This is a genomic window from Mesorhizobium sp. BR1-1-3, assembly GCF_020165455.1.
Taxonomy (GTDB): domain Bacteria; phylum Pseudomonadota; class Alphaproteobacteria; order Rhizobiales; family Rhizobiaceae; genus Mesorhizobium; species Mesorhizobium ciceri.
Map to the genome: position 1 here is coordinate 31,423 of NZ_JAIUIC010000001.1, position 25,814 is coordinate 57,236.

Sequence of the window (25,814 nt, forward strand, 5' to 3'; positions counted from 1 at the left end):
GACTGACCATGAGTGGAATTCCTGATCTCGCCGCAGTCGAAGCGATGGATGCCACGGATCCGCTGCGGGCCATGCGCGACCGTTTCATTCTGCCGGAGGGGGTGATCTATCTCGACGGCAATTCACTGGGGGCAGCATCTCATGCCGTTTTCGGCGAGCTGCAGCAGGCGGCGACGCAGGAATGGGCCCGAGATCTTATCCGAGCCTGGAACACGGCCGGATGGTTCGAGATGCCGATCGAACTCGGCGACCAACTCGGACGCCTGATAGGAGCCGCGGCCGGCCAGACCGTTGTCTGCGACACGACATCGACCAACATCTACAAGGTGCTGCACGCAGCGATGGAGATGCGGCCCGGCCGGTCAGCCATCGTCGCCGAAGGTGACAGTTTTCCCACCGACCTGTACATCGCCGAAGGCGTGGCCTCGACCCGGGATGGCGTCCTGCTGCGCCTCGCGGGCGTCGACGCGCCGACCATCGAAGAGCTGATCGACGAAAACGTCGCGGTGGTGCTGGTCAACCACGTCAATTACAAATCGGGTGAACTGCGCGACATGACGGCGCTGACGCGCAGGGCTCATGCGGCCGGAGCGCTGATCGTCTGGGATCTCTGCCACACCGCCGGCGCCCTGCCCGTCGAGCTCGATCAGGCAAATGCCGATTTCGCTGTCGGCTGCACGTACAAGTACCTCAACGGCGGTCCGGGCGCGCCGGCCTTCATCTATGCCGCACAGCGCCACCACGGCGATATCAGCCAGCCGCTCAGCGGCTGGTGGGGCCATGCGCGGCCCTTTGCCTTCGAACGGGGTTATGTTGCCGGCACCGGCATCCGCCGTTTTCTGTGCGGTACGCAACCGGTCCTGTCGATGCGGGCGCTCAAAGGCGCGCTTGCCATCTGGAGCGACGTCGACATGGCGGCATTGCGAAAGAAGAGCGTCGCGCAGACAGAACTGTTCATCCAGCTCGTCGAAGCCAAGTGCGGCGCCTACGGTCTCGCGCTGGAGACTACCCGCGACGCGACCAGGCGCGGCAGCCAGGTGTCGTTCCTTCACGACCATGGCTATCAAATCATGCGGGCGCTGATCGAGCGCGGGGTGATCGGTGACTTCCGCGCACCGTCGACCATCCGTTTCGGCTTCACGCCGCTCTATGTCAGCTACAAGGATGTGTGGCTGGCGGTTGAGGTTCTGGAAGACATTCTGCGCACGGGTGCATGGAAGGACCAGCGTTTCGCCGTCAAGGAAGCCGTTACCTGACGCACCGATCCCGGCGATCCGCCGTCGCTGCCCTCACTGCCTGGCAAATAACGGAGAGCTGAATTTCCAGCCAAAATGCCCAACTGACGTTGGCGTTTTGGCTCCGTTTCGTTCACGGCCAACGAACGTCCCGAAGGTTGCAATCGCCCCTTGTCGAGGTCGATCGACAGATAATGCCAAGCTTTGGTAGGGGATAAGCCACAGGTCATTAACCATAACAATTTCAATGTGAGCAGGCGCATTGCCGAAGGTGGCGCCCGTCGATCGTAACCCGCTGGCAAGCGCCAAATAATTTCAGTAGCCTTAACAAATTCATTAAACTTTAAACGGTTGCAGAACACAACTGGAACAGATAGTGTTTGTTCTGGGTTTGTTTTTCGATTCTGGTTTCAGGGAACCTGGGGGCCGCCATGCTGACACGCAAGCAACATGAACTGCTGATGTTCATCCACGAACGCCTGAAGGAGAGCGGCATTCCGCCATCCTTCGACGAGATGAAGGAGGCGCTCGACCTTGCCTCCAAATCCGGGATTCATCGGCTGATCACGGCCCTTGAGGAGCGCGGCTTTATCCGCCGGCTGCCCAATCGGGCCCGCGCGCTGGAAGTGCTGCGGCTGCCGGACTCCATCGCGCCAGGCCTCAATGCGGCAAAGAAGTTTTCGCCAAGCGTCATCCAGGGCAGTCTTGGTCAGGGTGGTGCTCTTGGCCGGCAGATCAAGCCGGCGCCTTCGCGGATGCCTTCGCCCGGCAATGACGACGATGCGGTCTCTGCCGTTTCGATCCCGGTCATGGGTCGCATCGCCGCCGGCGTGCCGATCGATGCCATCCAACATCAGACGCATTCGATTTCGGTGCCGCCGGACATGATCATGGGCGGCGCGCACTATGCGCTGGAGGTCAAGGGCGATTCGATGATCGAGGCCGGCATCTTCGACGGCGACACCGTCATCATCCGCAACGCCGACACGGCCAGCCCCGGCGAGATCATCGTGGCGCTGGTCGATGAAGAGGAAGCGACGCTGAAGCGGTTCCGCCGCAAGGGCGCCTCGATTGCCCTCGAAGCCGCCAATCCAGCCTACGAGACACGGATTTTCGGGCCCGATAGGGTCAAGGTGCAAGGCAAGCTCGTCGGCCTGATCCGTCGCTACTGAGACGGCTGTGGGTTGACCACTGGCTTCTCGGGTTTCTTGAAGGGTGCCAGCCCCCTCGCCTCGCGAGAGTATTTGCGTTGCGTGTGCCAGGGCCGATATGGGCTGTCCACCGCGAAGCTGATCGTCGCCGGCGTGGTCGCCGATTGGCGATCGAAGAAGACCGCGGCACTGCCTTTGCGAGCCAGTTGCCGCTTGGTGATGACGAGAACCAGCGGGTTATGACAGGCGTCATAGGCGGTGGCGTCGTTGACGACGATCAGCTCGGCGAAGCCGCAGGCTTTCCAGGTGTCCTTGCGGTCCTCGACATAGGCAATGATCGCACCGGACATGTGCCTGGCCACGCAAACGCCTGAGGAGCAATAGAACGGCGATCCCGGCGGTAGCTCAACGGCATCCGCGACGTCGAATTGCCCATCGCTGTTGTCGAACACTTCCGGAACGACAATGGTTTCCGATGTCAGCGCGCGTTTCCAGTTGTCGACGGTGAATCCGTTCGGCCGTTGCCGGCTAACGGCAAGCTCACCGCCACCGATCGGCAACGCCACCAGCCGGGCGTCTTCCGAGATCAGCACATCGGGCGTGCGCGTATCCGAGACGGTCAGCAAGCCTGCCAACGCGAATGGCAGAGCCGCGAGCCGCAGCCATGTCGTCGCCATCGTCGCGATGACCAGGGCAATGGCCACCAGCAGGACCGACTGCTGCGAAATCAGCCCGACCCCATCGACAGGCGAACGCTCGGAGATCCAGCCTGATATGGCGATCATCATCGTCAGGCCCTTGCCCATCAGGTAGAGAGCTGGCCAATCCAATCCGAAAGGCATCAGCAGCGCGCTGGCGACGGCCAGGAACATGACGACGGTGACGATCGGCATAACCGCGAGATTGGCGAACAGGCTGAGCGGCGACACACGCTGAAAATGCCAGATGGCAAACAGCGTCGTGGCGCTGCCGGCGATGATCGAGGTCATGGCCAGACCGATTGCCGCCAGCAGGAATTTTCGTGTCAGGAACCCGGGCAAGGATCGCTTCGGCGGCGGCGTTCTTGCTTTTCCCGCGCGGTGATCCGCCCAGCCGGCATAGGCGCCGACCAGAGCCGCGGTCGCGGCGAACGACATCTGAAAACTCGGGCCGACCACCTCATGCGGCGACACCACGATGACGGCGATCGCCGAGATCGCCAGATTGCGCATGGTGAGTGCTGCTCGATCGAACAGAACTGCAATCAGCATCACTGCCAGCATGATGAAGCTGCGTTCGGCGGCGACGACGATACCTGAGATGACGAGGTAGGCTGCGATCGAGAACAGTGCGGCGGCAGCGGCATACTTCTTGACCGGGCGACGCGCGGAAAAATCGGGAAACAAGGCGAAGGCGCCGCGCAGCAACCCCATGATGGTGCCGGCGACCAGAGCCATATGCAGTCCCGAAATGGAGATGATGTGGTAGATGCCGGTACGTCGCATCGCCTCATTGATGTCGTCGGGAATGCCGGCGCGCACGCCGACGATCAGCGCCGCGGCGATCTCGCCTTCGGCGCCGCCGACGCTCGCCCTGATATGGTCGGCGATGCCTTCACGGGCATTTTCCACGCTGGAGGAAATTCGGGCCGACAGCGGCATGTCGCCATCATCGCTGACGACAAGCTTGGGATTGCCGAGAAAGAACCCGCTGCCGCCAATGCCGGCAAAATAGCTGTCGAAGGAGAAATCATAGCTGTCCGGTCGCACCGGCCCGGTCGGCGGCAAAAGCTTGGCATATCCAGTGATGAGAGAGCCTGCGGTCACGTCAGCCGGGATCTTGCGTGCCGAAAGCCGTACCCGTTCCGGCGCATAGCGCAGTTTCGGTCTTGCGGTCGATGTTACGTCGATGGTCAGCCGGATACGGCCAGTTTCCATACGGTCGAGCGAGACGACGCGGCCGGTCACCTGCGTCGAGATTTCCGAGCCCAACATTTGTGTGCCCGCACGCCACGTCTCGACCTTGGCAGCAAGCAGCCCTAGGGCGCACAAAAGTGCCGCCATGAAACACAGATGGGTCTTTGGCCATGAGCGCGAGACCAGCGCACAGATCCCCGTCAGGATGACAACCGCGACAGGTCTCGCAAAGTCGGGTTCAGCCGTCAGCGAAAAATAGCCGATCGCTCCGATCGCAAGGCAGACCGGTACCAGCAGGAAGGCCACGCCCCGGTCGAGTTCCAGGCTCGCCGCCATGTTCACGCTGTGGCGCAGGCGTGGCAGTGATATCAGGCCGATCTGCCGGCGCACGCGCACGATCCTGCCGGTTCCGGCAACAGGAACAGAGGCGGCGATACCCGTTTGCAAGGGCAGCTTGCCGGAATCCGGCACGAGGGGCGACGGCGGCGGCAATGAGGCTGGCAGAGGCGCAAACAGGGACCGTTCGCTGACGCCAATGGCAGCGTCCTCGCCCTGATCCGAGCCCCAGCCTCGTCCAGCCATCGGGTCTGCCCCTTGCGCCCTCGACACCCTATGCTACATGAACGCGCAAAGCGCGAAAGTCCGCGCGACCGCACCCCGCTTCAGATGGTTTCCGAGAGTTCCATGTCCGACAAGGTCGTCACCCGTTTTGCCCCCTCGCCCACCGGCTATTTGCACATAGGCGGCGCGCGCACGGCGCTGTTCAACTGGCTGTATGCAAAGCATACCGGCGGCACGATGCTGCTGCGCATCGAGGACACCGATCGCGAACGCTCCAATGAAGCCGCGACGGCTGCCATCCTCGACGGGCTTTCCTGGCTTGGCCTGAGCTGGGACGGCGAGCCGGTGTCGCAGTTCGAGCGTGCGCCCCGCCACCGCGAGGTGGCCGAGGAGCTCGTGCGCATGGGCAAGGCCTATTATTGCTACGCCACGCCAGCCGAACTGGAGGCCATGCGCGAGGCCGCCAGAGCCAAGGGGCTGCCACCCCGCTACGATGGCCGCTGGCGCGACCGCGACCCCTCAGAGGCACCCGCAGGCGCCAAGGGCGCCATCCGCATCAAGGCGCCGACCGAAGGCGAGACCGTCGTCCATGACCGGGTCCAGGGCGACGTGCGCTTTCCCAACAAGGATCTCGATGACTTCATCATCCTGCGTTCCGACGGCAATCCCACTTACATGCATGCCGTCGTCGTCGACGATCATGACATGGCCGTCACCCACATCATTCGCGGCGATGATCATCTGACCAATGCCGCCCGCCAGACCGTCATCTACAACGCCATGGGCTGGGACGTGCCGTCCATGTCGCATATCCCGCTGATCCACGGCGCCGATGGCGCCAAGCTATCGAAGCGGCACGGCGCGCTTGGCGTCGAGGCCTATCGCGCCATGGGCTACCTGCCGGAGGCGCTGCTCAACTACCTGGCGCGTCTCGGCTGGAGCCATGGCGACGACGAGATCATGTCGATCAAGGACATGATCTCCTGGTTCGACATAGGCGATGTCAACAAGGGCGCGGCGCGCTTCGACTTCGCCAAGCTGGAGGCAATCAACGGCGCGCATATGCGCCGCATGAGCGATGCCGAACTGTTCGACATCTTCATCGCCACCCTGCCCTACCTCGAAGGTGGCCCGGCGATCGCCGCACGCCTGAACGACAGCACCAAGGCGCAGTTGCTGGCAGCGCTTCCGGGCCTGAAGGAGCGCGCCAAGACGCTGGTGGAGCTCGTCGACGGCGCGGCTTTCCTGTTTGCCACCCGACCGCTGCCGATCGACGACAAGGCGGCCCTTCTGCTCACCGATGACGCCCGCAAGATCCTGCGCAGTGCTCACGAAGCTTTGAACGGGCTTGCGGATGACTGGACAGCCGCCTCGGCGGAGGCGGCGATCCGCGAGGTGGCGGCGGCCGGCAGCCACAAGCTCGGCGCAGTGGCCCAGCCTTTGCGCGCCGCTTTGACCGGCAAAAGCACCTCGCCGGGCGTGTTCGATGTGCTCGCCGTGCTCGGCCGCGAGGAAAGCCTGGCGCGCATCTCAGATCAAATCGATTAGGAGCAAACTGGCCCAAGAAGATTGGCATTGAAAGGCGGGTTTCGCAGTGCAACATTAGGCCTTGGCCCAATCTGGCACGCACCTCCTGAAATGCGGTGGCGAATACGCGCATTGCGGTGATTTTCGACGTGTCGCTCTGCGAAATTTGCCTTTGCCGGCATGAGGAAACAAGAAGGAGTTTGCAATGACCGAAGCTGCGAAAAAACTGGATTTGGGCAAGACCCAAGAGGCCACCGCAACGCTTGAATTCGCCGGCAAGACCCATGAATTCAAGGTGCGAAGCGGTTCGGTCGGGCCTGATGTGATCGACATCGCCTCGCTCTACTCAACCACCGGCGCTTTCACCTACGATCCCGGCTTCACCTCGACGGCAAGCTGCGAGTCCGAAATCACCTTCATCGACGGCGACGCCGGCATCCTGTTGCACCGCGGCTATCCGATCGACCAGTTGGCCGAACATGGCGACTTCCTCGAGGTCTGCTATCTCCTGCTCTACGGTGAATTGCCGACCAAGGCGCAGAAGGACGATTTCGATTACCGCGTGACGCGCCACACCATGGTGCATGAGCAGATGTCGCGCTTTTTCACCGGCTTCCGCCGCGACGCGCATCCGATGGCGGTGATGTGCGGCGTGGTCGGCGCGCTGTCGGCCTTCTATCACGACTCCACCGACATTTCCGACCCCTACCAGCGCATGGTTGCCTCCATGCGGCTGATCGCCAAGATGCCGACGATCGCGGCGATGGCCTACAAATACCACATCGGCCAGCCCTTCATTTACCCGAAGAACGAGCTGAACTTTGCCGCCAACTTCCTGCATATGTGCTTTGCCGTGCCTTGCGAGGAATACAAGATCAATCCGGTGCTGGCGCGCGCCATGGAACGCATCTTCATCCTGCACGCCGACCACGAGCAAAATGCCTCGACCTCGACCGTTCGCCTCGCCGGCTCGTCGGGCGCCAACCCGTTTGCGTGCATCGCCGCCGGCATAGCCTGCCTGTGGGGACCCGCGCATGGCGGCGCCAATGAAGCGGCGCTCAACATGCTTGGCGAGATCGGCCATGTCGATCACATCCCCGAATTCATCGCCCGCGCCAAGGACAAGGACGACCCGTTCCGCTTGATGGGCTTCGGCCACCGCGTCTACAAGAACTACGATCCGCGCGCCAAGATCATGCAGAAGACGGCACATGAGGTTCTGGGCGAGCTCGGCATCAAGGACGATCCGCTGCTCGACATCGCCATGGAGCTGGAAAAGATCGCGCTGACCGATTCCTATTTCATCGAGAAGAAGCTCTACCCGAATGTCGACTTCTATTCCGGCATCACGCTGAAGGCGCTGGGCTTCCCCACCACCATGTTCACCGTGCTGTTCGCGGTCGCTCGCACCGTCGGCTGGATCGCCCAGTGGAAAGAGATGATCGAGGATCCGCGCCAGAAGATCGGCCGCCCGCGCCAGCTCTATACCGGTGCACCGGAGCGGGATTACGTGCCGATCGCCAAGCGGTGAATTAGGAAATAGTGAGTAGTGAGTAGTGAGTAGTGAGTAGTGAAGTCGACCATTTCTACTGACTACTGACTACTCACTCTCTTGACGTACCGCATCACCACCTGCGCGGCGATCTCGCCGGACGGTCTACCGGTAGCCATGCGCCGCCTGATCTCTGCAAATCCATCCTTCTGCCAGGCACGCATGCCGCTGTCGGCGAACAGTGCTTCCAATTGCCGGGCAAGGTTGTTCGGCTTGATATAGCCGTCGTAGAATTCGGGAATAAGCGCTCGATCCGATATCAGATTGGGCAGCAGCGCCGACCAGACGGAAACGAGGTACGGCGCCAAGATGCGCGCGACCGGGTCGAGCCTGTAGCAGGAAATCATCGGCACGCCGGCCAGCGCCAGTTCCAGCGATACCGTCCCGGACGCGATCAGCGCCGCATCGGCCCTGCCGAAAGCCTGCCATTTGCGCTGGGGATCGACGATGATCTCAGGCTTTTCATCCCAGCGGTTGACGGAAGATTTGACGAGGTCGGCGACATGCGGGACGGTCGGCAGCAGCAGCCGCAAGCGGTGGCCGCGCGCGCGCAGGATCGACACCGTCTCGCCGAACGGGTCGAGCAGCCGCCGTACCTCGCTACGCCGCGAACCGGGCAGGACGAGCAGGGTTTTGACCCGATCAGGAGAAAGGTCGCGCGGCAGCTCCTGCGCCTTGGCTGCAGCGAGCAAGCCCGCATCGTGGGTCAGGCGATGCCCGACATAGGTGCCCGGTGGCCCGCCGAGCCGCTCGAGCTCCTTGACCTCGAAAGGCAGGATGCAGAGGATGTGGTCGACATAGGGCTTCATCGCCACTGCCCTGCCCGGCCGCCACGCCCACACGCTCGGGCAGACATAGTGGATGATCGGTATCGACGGGTTGGCCGCACGCACCTTTTTGGCGACGCGCAACGAAAAGTCCGGACTGTCAATGGTGACGAGGCAATCCGGCTTTTCGTCGGCAACGGTCTTGGCCAGTTGGCTGATCCGCCGCATCAGGCGCGGCAAGTCGCGCAGGACGGCACTGAATCCCATAAGGGCGATCTCGCCGGCATCGAATGGCGAGACCAGTCCCAGCGTCTGCAGATGACGGCCTCCGAGGCCGACGAGTTGCACCTCGCGTCCCGCAGCCTGCCTGAGCGAGCGCACTATATCGGCGCCAAGCAGGTCGCCGGACTCCTCGCCGGCAACAATCGCGATCTTCAATGCCCTGTCAGCCATTGTGCCGCTCCGTCGTGGCAGGCAGGCCAATGACGAACAGGCCGAGTGCGTTGGCGCGCGCGATGGTTTCAGGACCTTCGAGAACCAGCGAACGTCCCGCCTCGACGGCAATCCCGGCAAGCTCGGCTGCATGCGCTGCTTCGACCGTCTGCAGGCCGATGGACGGAAGATCCGCTCGCAGTTCCTGACCAGGCTTGGCGCACTTGACCAGGACGCCGCGAGTCTTGCCCGCAATACGGCCGTGGCCGCGTAAGAGCTTTGCCCGCTCAAGCAGTCCGGCTGTTCCTTCGATGCCTTCCAGCGCAATGGTCCGGCCACCGATGGCGATCGCGGCCTGGCCGATGTCCAGCGCCCCGATGGCTTTTGCCGCGGCAAGGCCTGCCTCGATGTCACGCCAGTCCGACTTTTGTGGCGCGGCGTTGGTCAGGACGCCTTCGGCGGCGACAAGGCTCGGCACGACTTCATGGGCGCCGACAACTTTTATTCCACGAGCTTCGAGGCCCCTCGCCAAGACCTTCAGCAGGCCATCGTCGCCACGCGCGAGCGCCATGACGACCAGCGGAATTACCGCGAGCAGGCTGAGACTGGGGCGCAGCGCAAGCAATCGCGGTCGGCGCTTGATCTCGCCTGCAAGCACCAGATGGGTGATCCGGTGCCGCCGTAGCAATGGGACCAGCGAGCCTATACCTTCCAGAGCGAGGCTTTCATGATCGTATCGGGAGAGCTCCGCGATGCGGTCGACCTCGCCTTCCATCAGGATGACGAAGGGCGGATAGCCTTGTTCAGCCGAACCGGCCGCGACTTCGACCGGCAGACTGCCGCCGCCGGCAATGATGCCGACCCTGGAGCCCGGCGGAAGATCAAGACGCGCTGCCGCTGTCTCAGTCTTCGTCATCGACATCGTCGCCATCGCCGCCCTTGAGCGACGGCACAGCATAGTGCCGCTTGCCGCGACTGGTGATGAAATCGATGATCTTCATGGCGGTCGGCGACGACGCGAACTCCGCCTTGGCGAACTCGATGTTCTCGCCAACGGTGCGGGAACGATCGAAGATCATCCTGTAAGCCTTGCGCAGCACAAGGATTTCGGACCTTGGCAGGCCGGAGCGCTTGAGGCCGATGATGTTGAGGCCGCGTAGGCTGGCGCGGTTGCCGACCGCTATGGCAAAGGGGATGATATCGCCGACGATCGCGGAGCAGCCGCCGAGAAAGGCGTTGTCGCCGATGCGGACAAACTGATGCACTGCGGTCAGTCCGCCGATATAGACATTGTTGCCGACCTCGCAGTGGCCGCCCAGCGTTGCGCCATTGGCGAACGTCGCATTGTTGCCGACGACGCAATCATGGGCGATATGGGCGTAGGCAAGGAAATTGCCGTTGTCGCCGACCGTCGTCTCGCCGCGGCTGGAATCGGTGCCGAGATGCATGGTCACGCCTTCGCGGATCGTGCAGTTCCTGCCGATGACCAAGGTGGTGCGACCGCCCTTGTGCTTGGTGTTCTGCGGCGGTGCGCCCAATGTCGCCATCGGGTAGACCTTGGTCGAGGCGCCGATCGACGTCGCGCCCATCACCGAGACATGACTGACCAGTTCGACGTCGTCGCCGATCACCACATCGGCGCCGACATGGCAGAAAGGCCCGATGCGCACACCTAGGCCGATTTTGGCGCCTTCCTCGACAATGGAGGAAGCATGGATGGATGTCTTGATTTTCATAAGCACTCGATCGTCAGTCGCTGGTGACCATCATGGCTGAAATCTCGGCCTCGGCCGCCTTGGCGCCGTCGACCATGGCTTCACAAGCGAATTTGAGCAGGTTGCCGCGTTTCTTGATTTTCTTGACATAGATCTTCAACTGGTCGCCGGGAACCACCGGTTTGCGGAATTTGGCGTTGTCGATGGTCAGGAAATAGACCAGCGACGGCTTTTCGGTACCCAGGCTGCGGATACAGATGGCGCCGGCCGTCTGCGCCATCGCCTCGACGATGAGCACACCCGGCATGACCGGCTGCTCAGGGAAATGGCCCTGAAAATGCGGCTCGTTTATGGTCACGTTCTTGATGCCAACAGCGGATTCGTCGCCATCGATGTCGACGATACGATCGATCATCAGGAACGGATAGCGGTGCGGCAGGAGCTTCATCAGCCCCATGATGTCGACCGCCTCCAGCGTCGTCGACGCGATCATGTCAGCCATTGCCTCCCTCGCCCTGTTTGCGGGTCCTGGCGAGCTTGCGCAGCATGGCTATCTCCCGCATGGCTTCCGCCATCGGCTGTGCCGGATAGCCGCCCCAGATCTCGCCTGCAGGGACATTGCTCATAAATCCACTTCTGGCGGCAAGCTTGGCCCCTGTCCCTATGGTCAGGTGATCCGCAAGCCCCACGCCGCCGCCCATGGTGACATTGTCACCCACGACCACAGAACCCGAAATACCCGAAAGCCCGGCTATTATGCAATTGCGGCCGATGCGGACGTTATGGGCGATCTGCACGAGATTGTCGATCTTGGTGCCTTGGCCGATGATCGTATCGGACATGGCGCCGCGATCGACGGTGGTGTTGGAGCCGATCTCGACGTCGTCCTGGATAACGACACGGCCGATCTGCGGCACGCGTTCGGGACCCTTGGCCCCGCCGACGAAGCCAAAACCATCCTGGCCTATCCTGGCGCCGCCATGAATGATGACGCGATTGCCGATCAAGGCATACTGGATGCTGGCGCCCGGACCGACATAGCCGTCGCGGCCGATCTGGCAGGATTGTCCGATGACCGCATTTGGGGCGATGACAGTACCGCTGCCGATCGAAGCGCCTGGCCCGATAACCGCGCCGGCCTCGATGACGGCACCGGCTTCGACATGCGCGGTCGCATCGACATGAGCGTGCGGCGAGACGCCGGTTTCACTGGTCATCGGCCCTGGTGTCGCCGCCCTCGGAAACAGCAGACGCCCGATCAGCGCAAAGGCCTGTTGCGGGCGCGGATGAATGAGAACGGCAACGCTTGCCGGCGCCTTGCCGGCAAATTCCGCCGGGCACAGGACCGCGGCAGCCCGCAGCGACGGCATCAGCGCGGAATTACGCTTGCCGTCGACAAAGACGAGCGCATTCTCGCCGCCCTCGCTGGCCGGCGCGAGTGCTTCGATCGAAATATTGGAGTGGCCGGAATCGACAAGCACCGAGCCGGTCAGATTCGCGACTTCGCCCGCCGTATACCGGCGTGATGGCGCGAAGAACACCGGATCGGTCATTCCAGAAGCTATATCCAGCTAGGTCGGAACATTTCTCCCGGACCCTGAAGACCCGGGAGCATCGTTGGCCGCCGATCAGAAGCGGGTCGATATGCCGAAGTTGAATTCCTGCACGTCGTCGCGCGCTTCCTTCTTGACCGGGATCGCATAGTCGATACGGATCGGACCGAACGGCGACGCCCACATCAGACCAACGCCGACAGAGGCACGCAGCTGCATGTCCGTTGACTCTTGAGCAACGCTCGTAACCTTGCTGCCATAGAGAGTCGCCGCGTCAGCAAACACAGCACCGCGAAGGCCGAAGCTTTCCGGAACGACTGGCAGCGGGAACTGGGCTTCAGCAGAGGCATTGAAGTAGGTCGTGCCGCCGAGATGGTCACCCGTGAGAGGATCCACAGGCCCGATACCGCCATAGGCGAAACCACGGATCATGCGGTCCGTGCTCTGGAACTGATCGAAGATACGCAGGCCGTCACTGCCATAACCCTCGACATGACCGGCGCCGCCCGAAACAAGGCCGACAAGATCAAGCGACTCGGACAACGTCTGATAGACGCTGCCGCGCCCCGTGACCTTCACGAACTTGGCATCACCACCGAGGCCCGCGACCTCTACCGTCGTGGTGGCGTAGATGCCCTCGTGCGGGTTCTTCATGTCATCGATGGTATTATAGACCAGTCCCAGGCTGACCGACGATTTGATCCAGGGGCTTTGTTCGATGCCATCAAGGATTGCGGTTGAGATATCGCAGGTTCCGCTGGGATCTGAATCGGTGGGATTGCAGCCGTCGTCAACTTTATATTTTTCCTGCGAGATGTTGTACGCCAACTGGGTCGAGATGCTGTCGGTGATCGGCAGGCCGAAACGGATCGTCGCGCCCGTGGTATCGCTGTCATAGTTGTTGTTGTATTCCCGCGTCGACTTGAAGATGTCGAAACCGGCGGCGATGCGCCGTCCGAGGAAATAAGGCTCGGTGAAGGACAGGCTGTAGTCGCGTGAATTCTTGCCGCCGCCCGCAGACAGCTTGATGAACTGACCGCGGCCGAGGAAGTTGCGCTCGGTCACCGAGCCTTCGACCGACGGACCGGCCGTGTCGCCACCGGTCGAATAACCAGCGCCCACCGAGAACTCACCGGTCGATTTCTCGACCACATCGACCACCAGAACGACCTGGTCGGGCTGAGAGCCCGGCACGGTCGAGATGTCGACTTTCTCAAAATAATTCAGGTTTTCCAGGCGCTTTTTCGCGCGCTGGATGAGCACCTGGTTGAAGGCGTCGCCTTCGCTGACGTCGAACTCACGGCGAATGACATAGTCACGCGTGCGATCGTTGCCGCGGATCTCGATGCGCTCGATATAGGCCTTGGTGCCCTGGTCGATCGTATAGACCACCGAAATGGTGTGGTTCTCGAAATTGCGGTCGCCGCGCGGCGTGACCTGCGCGAAGGCATAGCCGGAACCGGCCACCTTCTCGGTCAGCGCGATGATGGAATCCTCGACGTTCTTGGCGTTGTAGACGTCACCCTTATGGGTCTCGATCACCGATTCCAGCGACTTGCCGTCGACTTCCGGGATCGTGCTCTCGACGCTGACATCGCCGAACGTGTAGCGGTCGCCTTCCTGGACGGTGATGGTGACCGTGTACTTGTTCGTCGCGCTGTCGAGCTCACCGACAGCGGACACGACCTGGAAATCGGCATAGCCGTGATTGTAGTAGAAGCGGCGCAGCAGCTCCTGGTCCGCGCGCAGCTTGTCGTCGTCGTAGACGTCGTCGCGCAGGATGAAGGAAACCCAGGACGAACGCTTGGTGTTGATGATATCCGACAGGCGGCGGCTGGAATAGGCGCTGTTGCCGACGAAATTGATCGCCGCGATCTGCGTGCGATCGCCTTCGGCAATGTTGAAGACCACATTCACGCGATTGTCGCCAAGCTGCATGACCTGCGTGGTCACGGTCACGTCGTCGCGACCAATGCGCTTGTAGGCAGCCTTGACCGATTCCACGTCGGCATCGAGCGTCGCCTGCGAGAACGTTCCGCGCGGCTTCAGCTGCACCGCCGCCGCGAGCGCATTGTCCTTGAGCTTCTTGTTGTTCTGGAACAGCACCTGGTTGACAACCTGGTACTCGGCAACCTTGACAACCAGCGTCGAGCCGACCTGGTTGATCTGCACATCCGAAAACAGCCCGGTGCCAAACAGTGCCTTGACCGCACCGTCGATATCGGAACTGGAGAAAGCCTTGCCCGGCTTGATGGTGATGTAATTACGGATGGTCTCAGCGTCGATACGCTGGTTGCCGCTTACTTCGACTCTGCTGACGACAGCGGCTTCAGCCGCCGATGTGGCAACGAACTGCACTGCGAGCGCGCCTGGCACGACCATGGCCGCGGACAGGGTCACCGCGGACGCGGCGCTTAGAAACTTGGATGCTGCCTTCATCGGGCTTAATAACCTTTTCTCGTAGTCCCCACGGCGAGAAAACCGGACGTGCGGTAATTTCCCCTACCGTATTAACCGGATTTTCCCTACACGCAAGGCTTCTGGTTAATTTGTATTTACTTAACCCTGCGGCGTGGCTTTCGCGTCACTCATATCCCCTTGCATGGTAAACGGCGTCTCAACATCGTCCATGCAGAAGCCAAATTTCTTCATGATTTCAGCACCCAAACAGATCGTTCCAAAAAACGAACCCCATGAAGCACAGCACCAGAAGCAACCCGGCCCGATAGGCCATTTCCATCATCCGTTCCGACACCGGACGGCGAATGACAGCCTCCACCCCGTAGAACAAGAGGTGACCGCCGTCGAGGGGGGGAATCGGCAAAAGGTTCAGAATTCCGATGCCAACGGATAGCAGTGCAACCAGCTGCACGAGCCATTCGAATCCCAGTTTCGCAGCCCTGCCCGCCATGTCGGCGATCTTCACCGGACCGCCCAGCTGACATTTGTCTTCGCGCCCGACAACAAAGCGCTGCAGGAACTGGCCGGTGCGCTGGATGACGTGACCGGTTTCCTCGACCGCTGCCGCGACAGCTCCAACAGGCGTGTAGGTGATGAGCCGTGGCTGGCCGAGTTCCTTGTTGTTGACGACACCGATTACAGCGACCTTGACCTTGTTGCCGAGCGCGTCTTCCTGTTCCATCAGCCGCGGTGCCGCGGTCACAGTGACCTCCCGGCCGTCGCGCAGCATGACGAAAGTGATTGCGTCGTCCGCACGGCCCGAGACCAGGCGTTGGACGTCGCCAAAGGTTTCGACCTTGTTGCCGTCGACGCTGACGAATCGGTCGCCGGGAAGGATGCCGGCCTTCGCCGCCGGGCTGTCGGCGGTCACCTCGGCCACCATGGGCTCGGCGACATAGCGGCCATAGGCGGTGAACAGCACGGAAAAGACAACGATCGTCAGCAGGAAATTGAACAGCGGTCCGGCCACCACCGTTGCCGCGCGCTTCCAGATCGGCTGCGTGTGGAAGGCGACCTTGCGCTCTTCCGCGGTCAGCGTTTCAATTTCTTCCGACGTCGGCTGGCTCGATGTGGCGTTCATGTCGCCGACGAATTTGACATAGCCGCCAAGCGGTATCGCACACAGTTTCCAGCGCGTGCCGTGGCTGTCGTTGAAGCCGAAGAGTTCCGGGCCGAAGCCGATCGAGAAGGCCCTGACGCCGATGCCGCACCAGCGCCCGACAAGGTAATGGCCCATTTCGTGGACGAACACGACCACGGTCAGCACGAAGAGGAATGGCACCAGCGTGCCGAGGACAAAGCCTTGTGTGCTGAAAAGCGCGTGAAGAATCTCGTTCAAGACAAACCCTCAAATTCTTCCACGGCGCAGACTGCGCCGTGACTGTGACACCAATCCGGGCGAATCCAAGGCGCATCGCGCAAAGGACCTGAAATGACACCACTCAAACGGGAAACAGACCCTGCGCCGGATGATCGGCGTTCGCCGAAATCCAGCCGATGACGTATAGGGCGAATGCGGCTGCGACAAGCCCATCGACACGATCCATGACGCCGCCATGGCCCGGGATGAGCGCGCCTGAGTCCTTGCGGCCATGGCGGCGCTTGACCCAGGATTCAAACAGGTCGCCTGCCTGCGAGACAATCGACAGCACGAGCGCCACCAGGCCGAGCAATGCCAGATTGCCGACACCGGCAGCTACGGCGAGGACCAGCCCGGCGACGACGCCGCCGAGCGCACCGCCGAGCGCGCCGCTGCGCGTCTTGCCGGGCGAGATAGAGGGCGCCAGTTTCGGCCCCCCAACGGCACGGCCAACGAAATAGGCAAGGATATCGGTGGCCCAGACGACCGCAAACAGGAACAGGATGGCAATGAGGCCCGAACGATCGCCATCGCGCAGCAAGGCGAGCGACAGGCCTGAAACCGCGGCATAGGCGAGGCCGCTCGCATCCCATTGTCCGGTCTTGCGAAGCGAGGCGGCTATCGCCGTTGCGGCAACAATGGCCGCCACAAGCGGTAGCAGCCAGGAGGCGGCCAGGCCGCCGATCAAGGCGCCAACGAAGACGACCAGCAATGCTTCCGGCAGGAAGCCCAGGCCCGTGACCCCGGTCGGGCGCGACATGCGGGTCCATTCATAGAAGATCGCCGCCGATATCACGGCGCACAGCAGCCGGAACGGCAGACCGCCGATCCAGGTCAAACCGAGAGTGATGATGGCGAGCACGATCGCCGAAACGACACGCAGCTGGAGATTGCTCATCCCGCGGCCGGTCGCGAAGCGACGTCCTGGCCTCCAAGTCCGCCGAAACGGCGTTCGCGGCCAGCAAACTCACGCAAGGCCTCGGCAAGGTGCTCGCGGCTGAAGTCGGGCCAGTAGCAAGGCAGGAAGACGAGCTCGCTATAGGCGGCCTGCCACAGGAGGAAATTCGACAGCCGAAGCTCGCCGCTGGTGCGAATGACCAGTTCCGGGTCGGGAATGCCTTGCGTATCAAGCGCAACGGCAAAGCTTTCGGCAGATATCGCCTCGGCGTCGAGTTCGCCACGCGCCACGGCCAAAGCGAGCTTTTGCGCCGTGCGAACGATCTCGTCGCGTCCGCCATAGTTGAAGGCGATCACCAGCGTCAGCGATTCGTTTGCGGCCGTCAGCGTTTCGGCCTCGTCGAGCAGTCCCCTGATATCGGGCTGCAGCCCTGCCCGGTCGCCGATGATTCTAACCCGCACACCGCTCTGGTGCAGTTCGGCAAGGTCACGGCGGATGAACATTTTCAGAAGGCCCATCAGGTCGCTGACCTCGGATTTCGGCCGCGACCAGTTCTCCGACGAGAAAGCGTAGACGGTCAGGTAGGAGATGCCGAGCCCGGGTGCTGCGCGCACCGTCTTGCGCAGCGCCTCGACGCCGGCACGATGGCCCGCAAGACGAGGCAAGCCGCGCGCCTTGGCCCAGCGTCCGTTTCCGTCCATGATGATCGCGACATGCGCGGGCGTTGCCATGTTCTCGCTTTCGGGTCAGCCGGAGGCCAAGACCCTAAACCTGCATGATTTCAGCTTCCTTATCGGAAAGCAGGTGGTCGATGGTGCTGATCGTCTCGTCGGTAAGTTTCTGAACCTGGTCCGAGCGCTTGCGCTGATCGTCCTCGCTGATGTCGCCGTCCTTCTCCGCCTTCTTCAGGAAGTCCATGCCGTCGCGGCGCACATGGCGCGCGGCGACCCGGGCGTTCTCGGCGTAGGTGTGCGAGATCTTGACCAGTTCCTTGCGTCGCTGTTCGTTGAGTTCGGGAAGCGGAATCCTGAGGTTGGTGCCGTCCACGATCGGGTTGAAACCCAGATTGGATTCGCGGATCGCGCGGTCGACCGCGCCGACCATCGACTTGTCCCATACCGATACCGAGATCATGCGCGGCTCCGGCACCGAGACGTTGGCGACCTGGTTGATCGGCATGGTGGTGCCATAGGCCTGCACCTGGATCGCATCGAGCAGATTGCTGGAGGCGCGACCGGTCCGCAGCGAAGCCAGATCATGCTTGAACGCGGCGATGGCCCCATCCATGCGCCGCTTGAGATCGTCGTACTCACCACTCATCTTTATCTCCTCGACCCGTCTAATGCGGGCTCACTGCTTCGGGGCCGTCTTCGAATCGGACCTTCGAAAACCGGTTTCCCTTCGGGCCAGGCCGCCGATCAATCGTCCGCGACGACCGTGCAGCGGCCGCCGCCCCTCAGAATATCGCCGAAACCACCTTTTTCGTGGATCGAATAGACGATTATCGGAATGTTGTTTTCGCGCGCAAGTGCAATCGCTGCAGTATCCATGATGGAAAGGCCGCGATTTATGACTTCGCCATGGCTGATGCGCTCGAAACGCGTCGCATTCGGGTCCTTCTTCGGGTCCGCCGAGTAGACGCCGTCGACCTGAGTACCCTTGAACAGTGCGTCGGCGCCAATTTCAGCCGCGCGGAGGGCGGCGGCCGAATCAGTGGTGAAGAACGGATTGCCGGTGCCGCCGGCGAAGATCACCACCTTGCCCTGGTTCATGTAGGCAGTCGCCTGGCGCTGCGAAAAGCTCTCGCAAAGTTCGGGCATGGCGATCGCCGAAAGCACCACGGCGTCGACGCCGATCTTGTTCAACGACGTGCGCAGCGCCAGCGAGTTGATCACCGTGGCAAGCATGCCCATGTGGTCGCCGGTGACACGGTCGCCGCCCTTGGAGGCAACCGCCACGCCGCGAAAGATGTTGCCGCCGCCGATGACGACGCCGACCTCGATGCCCAATGCACGCGCCTCGGCGATGTCGCCGGCGATGCGATCCACCACTGAAACGTCGATGCCGAAATGCTGCTCGCCCATCAATGCTTCGCCCGACGCTTTCAACAAGACACGTCGGTAGAGGGGCTTCACCGTCATCTGGGCCTCTTCATTTGCATGTGGCGCGCTCCGGTGGCTACCCTCGCGCAGGCGCCGCCTCGAAACAATGGCGTTCCGATACACGAAGGGCGCCGCGATGTCACGCGGCGCCCAAACGGCAAATTCGCCGGTTTCCTGTCCCATCAATCAATTGGTGGACACGCTGGCCGACTCTCCTTCGATAAGCACCGGTGACACGTAGTTGGAGGGCTTGTCGCCGGTTGTCGCGCCGCCGGTGACGCGCGCCTGTATCTGCGCGCCGAAATAGGAATAGGGAAACGGCGCTGGAGTTCTGCTGACCCTCTCCAGCCGGTCGCGATGCGCTTTCGGAATCTCGAAATCCAGCGCGCCAAGATTGTCCTGCATTTGGCTGAGCGTCGTCGCACCGAGAATGACGGTCGCGATCCCCGGCTGCGTCGCTACCCAGTTGAGCGCGACCTGAGGCATGCTGCGGCCGATCTCGGATGCGACCTTCTCGAGTTCGGCCACGATAGCCCAGTTGCGTTGCGTGAACTTTTGGAACCCCGGATGCGTCGAGTTGCGAAATCCGTCGAGCCGGCCCGCGGTTCCGGCCTGAGCCGGCCGATACTTACCGCTCAGCAGTCCGCTGGCCAGCGGGCTCCACACCATGATGCCGGCGCCATGGCGCGTGCCGAATGGCACGAACTCATTCTCGATCGCGCGTTCGGCCAATGAATATTCGAGCTGTAGCGCCGAAACCGGCTCATATCCGCGCAATTCGGCGATCGCCTGTGCGCGGCCCGCATACCAGGCGGGCACATCCGAAAGACCGACATGGCGCACCTTGCCCATCCGAACCAGGTCGTCCAGCGTGCGCATGACCTCCTCGGCCGGGGTCAGCCTGTCCCAGACATGCATGAGATAGAGATCGATATAGTCGGTCCCCAACCGTTTCAGCGAAGCATCGACGGCCCGCATGATGTTCTTGCGGCCATTGCCGCCGGCATTCGGATTGCCGGGCTGCATGTTCATGGTGAACTTGCTGGCGATCACCGCCATGTCGCGCAAGCCGCGCTCGGCGATGAATTCGCCAAGCCAGGCTTCGGCCGTGCCGTCTGTGTAGAGATCCGCCGTGTCGAAGAAATTGCCGCCCGCCTCGACATAGGCGTCGAACATCGCCCGCGCCGTTTCCCTGTCGGCTCCCCAGCCCCATTCCGTGCCGAAAGTCATCGTGCCCAGCGCCAGCCGCTGACCCTGAGGCCGCTGTTGCCAAGAGTGTAGTAGGTCATGGTCATAATCGTCTTCCAATGCTTGGTGATAGATGCCCGAGCGTCACTGGCCCGGAGTGGTCTTGACCCAGGGATTGCCGCGCTCGTGTGTCATGCGGAACGCAAAGCCATCGACCTTCCAGCCATCCGCATAACGCGTCAGGTGATGCTCATAGGTGCCCCAGACCTCCCAAAGCGGGTCGCCATTGCCTTCCATCCGGTTCCAGGCATAGCCGTTCGACAGGACAGTCGCCGTGTCCCCTTCGAGAACGACCTGGTGATTGGTGCGCAGATGCAGGCTTGTCTTGCTGCCCTTGAGGTTGGCCGCCCAGGCGCCAATCAGGTCGTCGGAAGCGATGTTGGCCGCCGGCTGTCCGGAAAGGCTGCTGAAATCGGCAGTGGCCCGATCCGCGAAATAGCTGCGTGCAAGCTTCCAGTCCTGGGCGTCGACGGCCCGGTCGATTGCATCGGCAATGCGAATGACCGCGCGTTCGTCTGCGAGCGCCCGCCAGTCTGATGGCTCCGCCCCGCCGGCGTCCATCGGCGCCAACGCCATGCCTGCCGCGAAAGTTACGCGCTTCAACGCATTCATGTTCTTTCTCCTCGATGCCATCAGCCCATCGCCGACGTGCGGCCGGCAATGTGGACCGCTCGGCCGACATCGATAAGATTGCATTGTTCGCATGGACCATGCGATATCATGCATGAATGGACCGGGACCTGCTCACCCACTTGCCTGTGATCGTCGCCGTGGCCCGACGCGGCGGCTTTGCGCTTGCCGCCGCCGAACTCGGCATGAGCCCTTCGGCAGTCAGCCATGCGGTGCGCATTGTCGAAGAGCGGATCGGCCAGCCTTTGTTCGCACGGACGACGCGCAGCGTTTCGCTCACCGAGGCCGGCAAGGCGCTGGTGGAAACGGCGGCTCCGGCCCTCCAGGATATTGCCGAGCGGATGGACCGTATCCGCAGCGTCAAAGGCAGGCCGTCTGGCCTGCTCAGGATCAACGCCTCCAACATCGCCATACCATTGGCGGTGACGCCGGTGGTCGCCGCGATGGCCGAGCGCTATCCGGAGGTTACCGTCGAGGTCTTCGCTGACCAGGGTCTGGTTGATATCGTCGGCGAAGGCTTCGATGCCGGCATCCGGCTTGGCGAGATGATCGCCCAGGACATGGTCGCGGTCCGGCTGACGCCGCCGTTCTCCGTCGTCATCGTGGCCTCGCCCGCTTATGTCGGACGGCACGGCCGTCCCAGCAGCGTTGCCGATTTGGCGAACCACAATTGTATTGGCTACCGGCTCGTCCGCTCCGGTGCGCTCTATCGCTGGGATCTGATCGAGGATGGCAAGGACATCGCCATGGAGACGCGGGGCAGCGTTGTCGTGACGGATTCGCTCGCAGCAATCGATCTTGCGCTTGCAGGCGTCGGGCTTGCCTATGTCTTCGAGCCGCTGGCGCGCGCCGATCTTGCCGCGGGCCGCCTGGTCCAGGTGCTGCCGCAGACGGCGATCGAGGAACCGGGGCTATTCCTCTATTTCCCGCGCCGGGCGTCAATGGCGCCGAAGCTCAGGGCCTTTATCGACACCGCACAAGAAATCGGCCGGGCATCCTTGCGGACACCCGGCCGAGTTGCCTGAGCTGAGAAGCCCCTTCAGGGGCTATTTGTAAGGATTATTTCTTCACCGCAGCCGCGACTTCCGCCGCGAAATCGGTCTCTTCCTTTTCAATGCCTTCGCCGAGCGCAAAGCGCAGATAGGCGGAAATCTTGGCCGGAGCGCCGATTTCCTTCTCGGCATCCTTCAGTGCCTGCTCGACAGTGATGTCGGGATTGAGCACGAAGGCCTGCTTCAGGAGCACGACTTCCTCATAGAACTTGCGTAGGCGGCCTTCGACCATCTTTTCGATGATCGCTTCCGGCTTGCCGGACTGGCGCGCCTGATCGGCGAAGATCGCCTTCTCGCGCTCGACCGCAGCCGGATCGATCTGCTCGGCCGTCAGCGCCAGCGGGTTGGTGGCGGCGACATGCATGGCAACCTGGCGGCCAAAGGCATTGGCGGCATGCTCATTGCCCGTGGTCTCGATCGCGACCAGAACGCCGAGCTTGCCAAGACCATCGGCAACTGCGTTGTGGACGTAGGTGGCGACAGCACCGTGCGGGACGGTGAGCTTGGCCGAGCGGCGGAAGCCCATGTTTTCGCCGATGGTGCCGACAGCGTCCTTGATGGTGTCGGCAACCGACTTGTCGGAACCTGGATACTTTGCGGCGGCCACAGCTTCCGTCGTGCCGTAGGCCAGCGCAACCTTGGCAACATTGGCGACGATTTCCTGAAACGCGGCGTTGCGGGCAACGAAGTCGGTCTCGGAATTGACCTCGACGACGGCAGCCTCGCGCACGCCGTTGTCGACGCCGATCAGGCCCTCAGCCGCGGTGCGGCCAGCCTTCTTGTCAGCCTTGGAGATACCCTTCTTGCGCAGCCAGTCGACGGCCTCTTCCATGTTGCCGTTGGTCTCGGTCAACGCCGCCTTGCAATCCATCATGCCCGCGCCGGTCAAGTCGCGGAGTTCTTTGACCTGTGCAGCCGAAATGCTCATTGTCGCCTCTTTGTTTTAAATGCACCGACGCACCATCGGTATTCGATGGTGCGTCTGTTTAGCGTGCCAGAATATGAGAAAGATGAAGGCCGCAACCGGCCTTCGATTATCAAGCTTCCGGAGCGTCTGCAGCCGGGGCCGGAGCCGGGTCGAGCGCCGGTTCGACGGGAGCTTCGATCGAAGCGCCGATGTCGACGCCGAGCGCGCCCTGCTGACGGGCAATGCCGTCGATCGCAGCCTTGGCGATCAGATCGCAATAGAGCTGGATGGCGCGGGCCGCGTCGTCATTGCCGGGGATCGGGAAGTCGATCTTGTCCGGATCGCAGTTCGAATCGATGATGGCGACGACCGGAATGCCGAGGCGCTTGGCCTCGAGGATGGCGATCGCTTCCTTGTTGGTGTCGATCACGAACATCAGGTCGGGCGTCGAGCCCATGTCCTTGATGCCGCCCAGCGCCTTGTCGAGCTTCTCGCGCTCGCGGTCGAGGTTCAGGCGTTCCTTCTTGGTCAACCCTTGCGCCTCGCCGGCCAGCATCTCGTCGAGCTTGCGCAGGCGCTGGATCGAATTCGAGATCGTCTTCCAGTTGGTCAGCATGCCACCGAGCCAACGCGAGTTGACATAGTACTGGGCCGAACGCTGTGCCGCATCGGCGACGATGTCGGACGCCTGGCGCTTGGTGCCGACGAACAGCACGCGGCCGCCCTTGGCGACAGTGTCGGAAACCTGCTTCAGCGCCTGGTGCAGCAAAGGCACCGTCTGCGAGAGGTCGATGATGTGGATGTTGTTGCGGGCGCCATAGATGTAGGGCGCCATTTTCGGGTTCCAGCGATGGGTCTGGTGGCCGAAGTGAATGCCAGCTTCCAAAAGCTGGCGCATGCTGAAATCAGGCAGTGCCATTCAAAGTTCCTTTCCGGTTAGCCTCCACGGACACAGGCATTTTTGGACTTTGTCCTCGAACGCCACCGGAGGTTTCAGCCGGATTTCTCCCGGGCAGACACCAAAGTCCGTGTGTGGAATGAGCGCGCATATAGAGGGGATGCGCGATAAACGCAAGTGCCGCGGGACCTGTGTGCAGCGTGCGACGATCCGCGCGCTGCCGTCAGCGCTTTATCTTGCCGTTCGGCACCCGCACCCGCCGGAAGACCGCGACGATCTCCTCGCGGCTGCATTCGATGGCGCCGAGCCGCACCGCACGGTCACGCTCGAAGCCGGTTATGTCATAATGCGGCGCCGATGTCTTGGGCGGCCCCTGGTAGGATGAGCGCTTGACGCCAAGATGCGCGGCAAAGCGATGCAACTCGTCGGTGTCGTCGGCCAACAGATGGCACCAGCGATGGCCGGCCCAGTTCCAGATCGCTGCGTCGACATAGGCTGCCATAAAGCTTGCTGTCTGCCTTCCATCCGTCACGACAGTCGGCCACATGGCCCGGCTGATGTCAGTGACGATAGAATGGATTCGGATAGAAAATGAAGCCGCCATTGACTGCAAGCTCGGCGACGATGTTGGTGACTGTATCCTGCATGCGACGGTGCAGATCGGCAACCGCATCGTCGATCGAGCCCGTATGCTCATGCAAGCCCAGTGCCTCCGGCACCCGGATGTGGGCGCAACGCGGCCCGGCCGGCTGCGGAACGAACCGGTTCATCGTGTCGCGCAGCCCGCCCCGACAATAGTCGTTGCGGATCCGCTTCAGATGTTCGGCGATCTCCTCCTGGCTAATGCGCGGATTGGCGCAGGCCCAGGGTCCGACGCGTTGCAGCCTCTGAACCCTATCGACGAGCGCGCGGACCTGCCTTTGCCGTTCGGCATCGCCAGTGTTTTCGCGCTGCCAGCGACGCGCCCGCCGCAGAAGCTCGGTGATGTCGGCGACATCAATGTCGGCTGAGATGCTTTTGCCGAGCTGGCGGCTGAGCTCGGTGACCAAAACCCTCTGACGCTGGGCATAGGAAGCGCTTTGGTCGAACGGCATGCCGCTGGCAGCTTCATCGCGGGCCAGCAGTGTCGAATAGACATGGTGAATGCGCTGCGGCAGCGTGTCGGTCGCCTGGCGTTCTATTTTGAGGTTTTTCTCGACATAGGCGCATTCCCTCGCCAGTGCCGCTTCGACGTTGCCGGTGAAGGCAAGCTTCCAGACGACGGGCGCGATCCAGACCTTGAAATTGGGATCCGTGGCCCGACCGCGTTTGAGGGCTTCCAGTCCCATCTCGACGGCACCCGGCAGCAAAGGCGCAACGACATTGGCATGCCAGCCGACGCCGCCTTCGGGATGCAGCAGCACGCCATGGCCTTTCAGGGCCCAGGCGATCGAGTGTTCCTTCGCTGCCCCGCTGTTGCCGGGTATCTGGGCGATCAGATTGTTGGCAAGCCAGAACTTCTGCATCAGCCGGCCAAGGCCGTTGACGACACCATTGGTCGCCCATGAGGCCGTGAGCGGGCTGACCTGCGACACGATTTCCTTGTCGATCATCCAGTCGGTGAAGAACTCGGGATGATTGGGCGTGATGAAGGTCGCCTTCCCTGCCCCGCAACTGGCCTTCAGCCGCTCAAGATCGGCGTCGGGAAAGTCGATATGGCGGACATTTGAGACGCCGCGCAGACCGGCCAGGCGATTGAACGGCAACAGATCCCGAAACCCGGGAATGCCGCGCAGCATGACGATCCGGTTGACGGATGTCATGGCCCTGATCAGTGCCGGGTTGGGCCGCGGCGCGACGAACGTATCGATCCTGCTCAAGCTGATCCCCCT

Annotated in this window: 22 protein-coding genes and 1 pseudogene; 5 read left to right on the forward strand and 18 right to left on the reverse strand. The window is 62.2% G+C overall.

Translation table 11 applies throughout. The features are described 5' to 3' along the window. The first annotated feature begins 8 nt into the window (after nucleotides 1-8). Together kynU and lexA are read left to right on the forward strand one after the other, a co-directional pair. Nucleotides 9-1,256, forward strand: a complete 1,248-nt coding sequence (gene kynU, locus LB559_RS00145) for a kynureninase (RefSeq protein WP_224672821.1) — start codon at nucleotides 9-11, stop codon at nucleotides 1,254-1,256. Between the two features lie 410 nt (nucleotides 1,257-1,666). Further along, nucleotides 1,667-2,407, forward strand: coding sequence for a transcriptional repressor LexA (gene lexA / locus LB559_RS00150; protein ID WP_013531746.1), 741 nt, complete (start codon nucleotides 1,667-1,669; stop codon nucleotides 2,405-2,407). On the opposite strand, the gene LB559_RS00155 is transcribed toward lexA, so the two are convergent. Further along, complete coding sequence (locus LB559_RS00155; protein ID WP_224672822.1) at nucleotides 2,401-4,863, reverse strand: ComEC/Rec2 family competence protein; 2,463 nt, start codon at nucleotides 4,861-4,863, stop codon at nucleotides 2,401-2,403. The genes lexA and LB559_RS00155 overlap by 7 nt on opposite strands. Nucleotides 4,864-4,965: 102 nt before the next feature. Between LB559_RS00155 and gltX the strand changes: the two genes are divergently transcribed. Then, nucleotides 4,966-6,390 carry a glutamate--tRNA ligase gene (gene gltX / locus LB559_RS00160; RefSeq protein WP_224672823.1) on the forward strand — a complete coding sequence of 475 codons (1,425 nt, stop codon included), beginning with the start codon at nucleotides 4,966-4,968 and terminating at the stop codon, nucleotides 6,388-6,390. 184 nt (nucleotides 6,391-6,574) lie between these two features. Next, nucleotides 6,575-7,900 carry a citrate synthase gene (gene gltA, locus LB559_RS00165; protein ID WP_013531749.1) on the forward strand — a complete coding sequence of 442 codons (1,326 nt, stop codon included), beginning with the start codon at nucleotides 6,575-6,577 and terminating at the stop codon, nucleotides 7,898-7,900. A gap of 62 nt (nucleotides 7,901-7,962) precedes the next feature. Here the strand turns inward: gltA and lpxB are convergent, their stop codons facing one another. The 13 genes and pseudogenes from lpxB to LB559_RS00230 form a co-directional block, all read right to left on the reverse strand. Then, nucleotides 7,963-9,141 (reverse strand): lipid-A-disaccharide synthase, encoded by a 1,179-nt coding sequence (gene lpxB / locus LB559_RS00170; RefSeq protein WP_127385140.1) that lies wholly within the window; start codon nucleotides 9,139-9,141, stop codon nucleotides 7,963-7,965. After that, the gene (locus tag LB559_RS00175; RefSeq protein ID WP_224672824.1) at nucleotides 9,134-10,051 is read right to left on the reverse strand and encodes an LpxI family protein; all 918 of its coding nucleotides are present in this window, start codon (nucleotides 10,049-10,051) and stop codon (nucleotides 9,134-9,136) included. The genes lpxB and LB559_RS00175 overlap by 8 nt, the downstream gene beginning before the upstream one ends. Continuing rightward, nucleotides 10,023-10,856: an acyl-ACP--UDP-N-acetylglucosamine O-acyltransferase gene (gene lpxA / locus LB559_RS00180; protein WP_224672825.1), complete on the reverse strand. Its 834-nt coding sequence runs from the start codon at nucleotides 10,854-10,856 to the stop codon at nucleotides 10,023-10,025. Before lpxA ends, LB559_RS00175 begins: the two co-directional genes overlap by 29 nt. Nucleotides 10,857-10,869: 13 nt before the next feature. Then, nucleotides 10,870-11,337: a 3-hydroxyacyl-ACP dehydratase FabZ gene (fabZ, locus tag LB559_RS00185; protein ID WP_027036657.1), complete on the reverse strand. Its 468-nt coding sequence runs from the start codon at nucleotides 11,335-11,337 to the stop codon at nucleotides 10,870-10,872. Then, nucleotides 11,330-12,388 (reverse strand): UDP-3-O-(3-hydroxymyristoyl)glucosamine N-acyltransferase, encoded by a 1,059-nt coding sequence (lpxD, locus tag LB559_RS00190; RefSeq protein WP_013531754.1) that lies wholly within the window; start codon nucleotides 12,386-12,388, stop codon nucleotides 11,330-11,332. The genes fabZ and lpxD overlap by 8 nt, the downstream gene beginning before the upstream one ends. Nucleotides 12,389-12,463: 75 nt before the next feature. Continuing rightward, nucleotides 12,464-14,827: an outer membrane protein assembly factor BamA gene (gene bamA / locus LB559_RS00195; RefSeq protein ID WP_224672826.1), complete on the reverse strand. Its 2,364-nt coding sequence runs from the start codon at nucleotides 14,825-14,827 to the stop codon at nucleotides 12,464-12,466. 217 nt (nucleotides 14,828-15,044) lie between these two features. Next, the gene (gene rseP, locus LB559_RS00200; RefSeq protein WP_024503348.1) at nucleotides 15,045-16,187 is read right to left on the reverse strand and encodes an RIP metalloprotease RseP; all 1,143 of its coding nucleotides are present in this window, start codon (nucleotides 16,185-16,187) and stop codon (nucleotides 15,045-15,047) included. A gap of 103 nt (nucleotides 16,188-16,290) precedes the next feature. Further along, nucleotides 16,291-17,106 carry a phosphatidate cytidylyltransferase gene (locus tag LB559_RS00205; protein WP_013531757.1) on the reverse strand — a complete coding sequence of 272 codons (816 nt, stop codon included), beginning with the start codon at nucleotides 17,104-17,106 and terminating at the stop codon, nucleotides 16,291-16,293. Then, a complete protein-coding gene (locus LB559_RS00210; protein ID WP_013531758.1) occupies nucleotides 17,103-17,837 on the reverse strand; it encodes an isoprenyl transferase in 735 nt (244 codons plus the stop codon). The genes LB559_RS00205 and LB559_RS00210 overlap by 4 nt, the downstream gene beginning before the upstream one ends. 34 nt (nucleotides 17,838-17,871) lie before the next feature. Next, a complete protein-coding gene (gene frr / locus LB559_RS00215) occupies nucleotides 17,872-18,426 on the reverse strand; it encodes a ribosome recycling factor (protein ID WP_013531759.1) in 555 nt (184 codons plus the stop codon). A gap of 98 nt (nucleotides 18,427-18,524) precedes the next feature. Next, the gene (pyrH, locus tag LB559_RS00220; RefSeq protein ID WP_013531760.1) at nucleotides 18,525-19,247 is read right to left on the reverse strand and encodes a UMP kinase; all 723 of its coding nucleotides are present in this window, start codon (nucleotides 19,245-19,247) and stop codon (nucleotides 18,525-18,527) included. 147 nt (nucleotides 19,248-19,394) lie between these two features. Further along, a pseudogene (locus LB559_RS00225) lies at nucleotides 19,395-20,503 on the reverse strand (aldo/keto reductase). A gap of 37 nt (nucleotides 20,504-20,540) precedes the next feature. Continuing rightward, a complete protein-coding gene (locus tag LB559_RS00230) occupies nucleotides 20,541-21,068 on the reverse strand; it encodes a nuclear transport factor 2 family protein (protein ID WP_224672827.1) in 528 nt (175 codons plus the stop codon). A 116-nt stretch (nucleotides 21,069-21,184) separates the two neighbouring features. Between LB559_RS00230 and LB559_RS00235 the strand changes: the two genes are divergently transcribed. After that, the gene (locus LB559_RS00235) at nucleotides 21,185-22,111 is read left to right on the forward strand and encodes a LysR family transcriptional regulator (protein ID WP_224619222.1); all 927 of its coding nucleotides are present in this window, start codon (nucleotides 21,185-21,187) and stop codon (nucleotides 22,109-22,111) included. Nucleotides 22,112-22,145: 34 nt separating this feature from the next. Here the strand turns inward: LB559_RS00235 and tsf are convergent, their stop codons facing one another. The 4 genes from tsf to LB559_RS00255 form a co-directional block, all read right to left on the reverse strand. Beyond that, the gene (gene tsf / locus LB559_RS00240; protein WP_013531764.1) at nucleotides 22,146-23,066 is read right to left on the reverse strand and encodes a translation elongation factor Ts; all 921 of its coding nucleotides are present in this window, start codon (nucleotides 23,064-23,066) and stop codon (nucleotides 22,146-22,148) included. A gap of 109 nt (nucleotides 23,067-23,175) precedes the next feature. After that, complete coding sequence (rpsB, locus tag LB559_RS00245) at nucleotides 23,176-23,964, reverse strand: 30S ribosomal protein S2 (protein WP_013531765.1); 789 nt, start codon at nucleotides 23,962-23,964, stop codon at nucleotides 23,176-23,178. Between the two features lie 202 nt (nucleotides 23,965-24,166). Next, the gene (locus tag LB559_RS00250) at nucleotides 24,167-24,445 is read right to left on the reverse strand and encodes a DUF4031 domain-containing protein (RefSeq protein ID WP_013531766.1); all 279 of its coding nucleotides are present in this window, start codon (nucleotides 24,443-24,445) and stop codon (nucleotides 24,167-24,169) included. 58 nt (nucleotides 24,446-24,503) lie between these two features. Next, nucleotides 24,504-25,802, reverse strand: coding sequence for a hypothetical protein (locus LB559_RS00255; protein WP_224672828.1), 1,299 nt, complete (start codon nucleotides 25,800-25,802; stop codon nucleotides 24,504-24,506). Nucleotides 25,803-25,814: the final 12 nt, after the last annotated feature.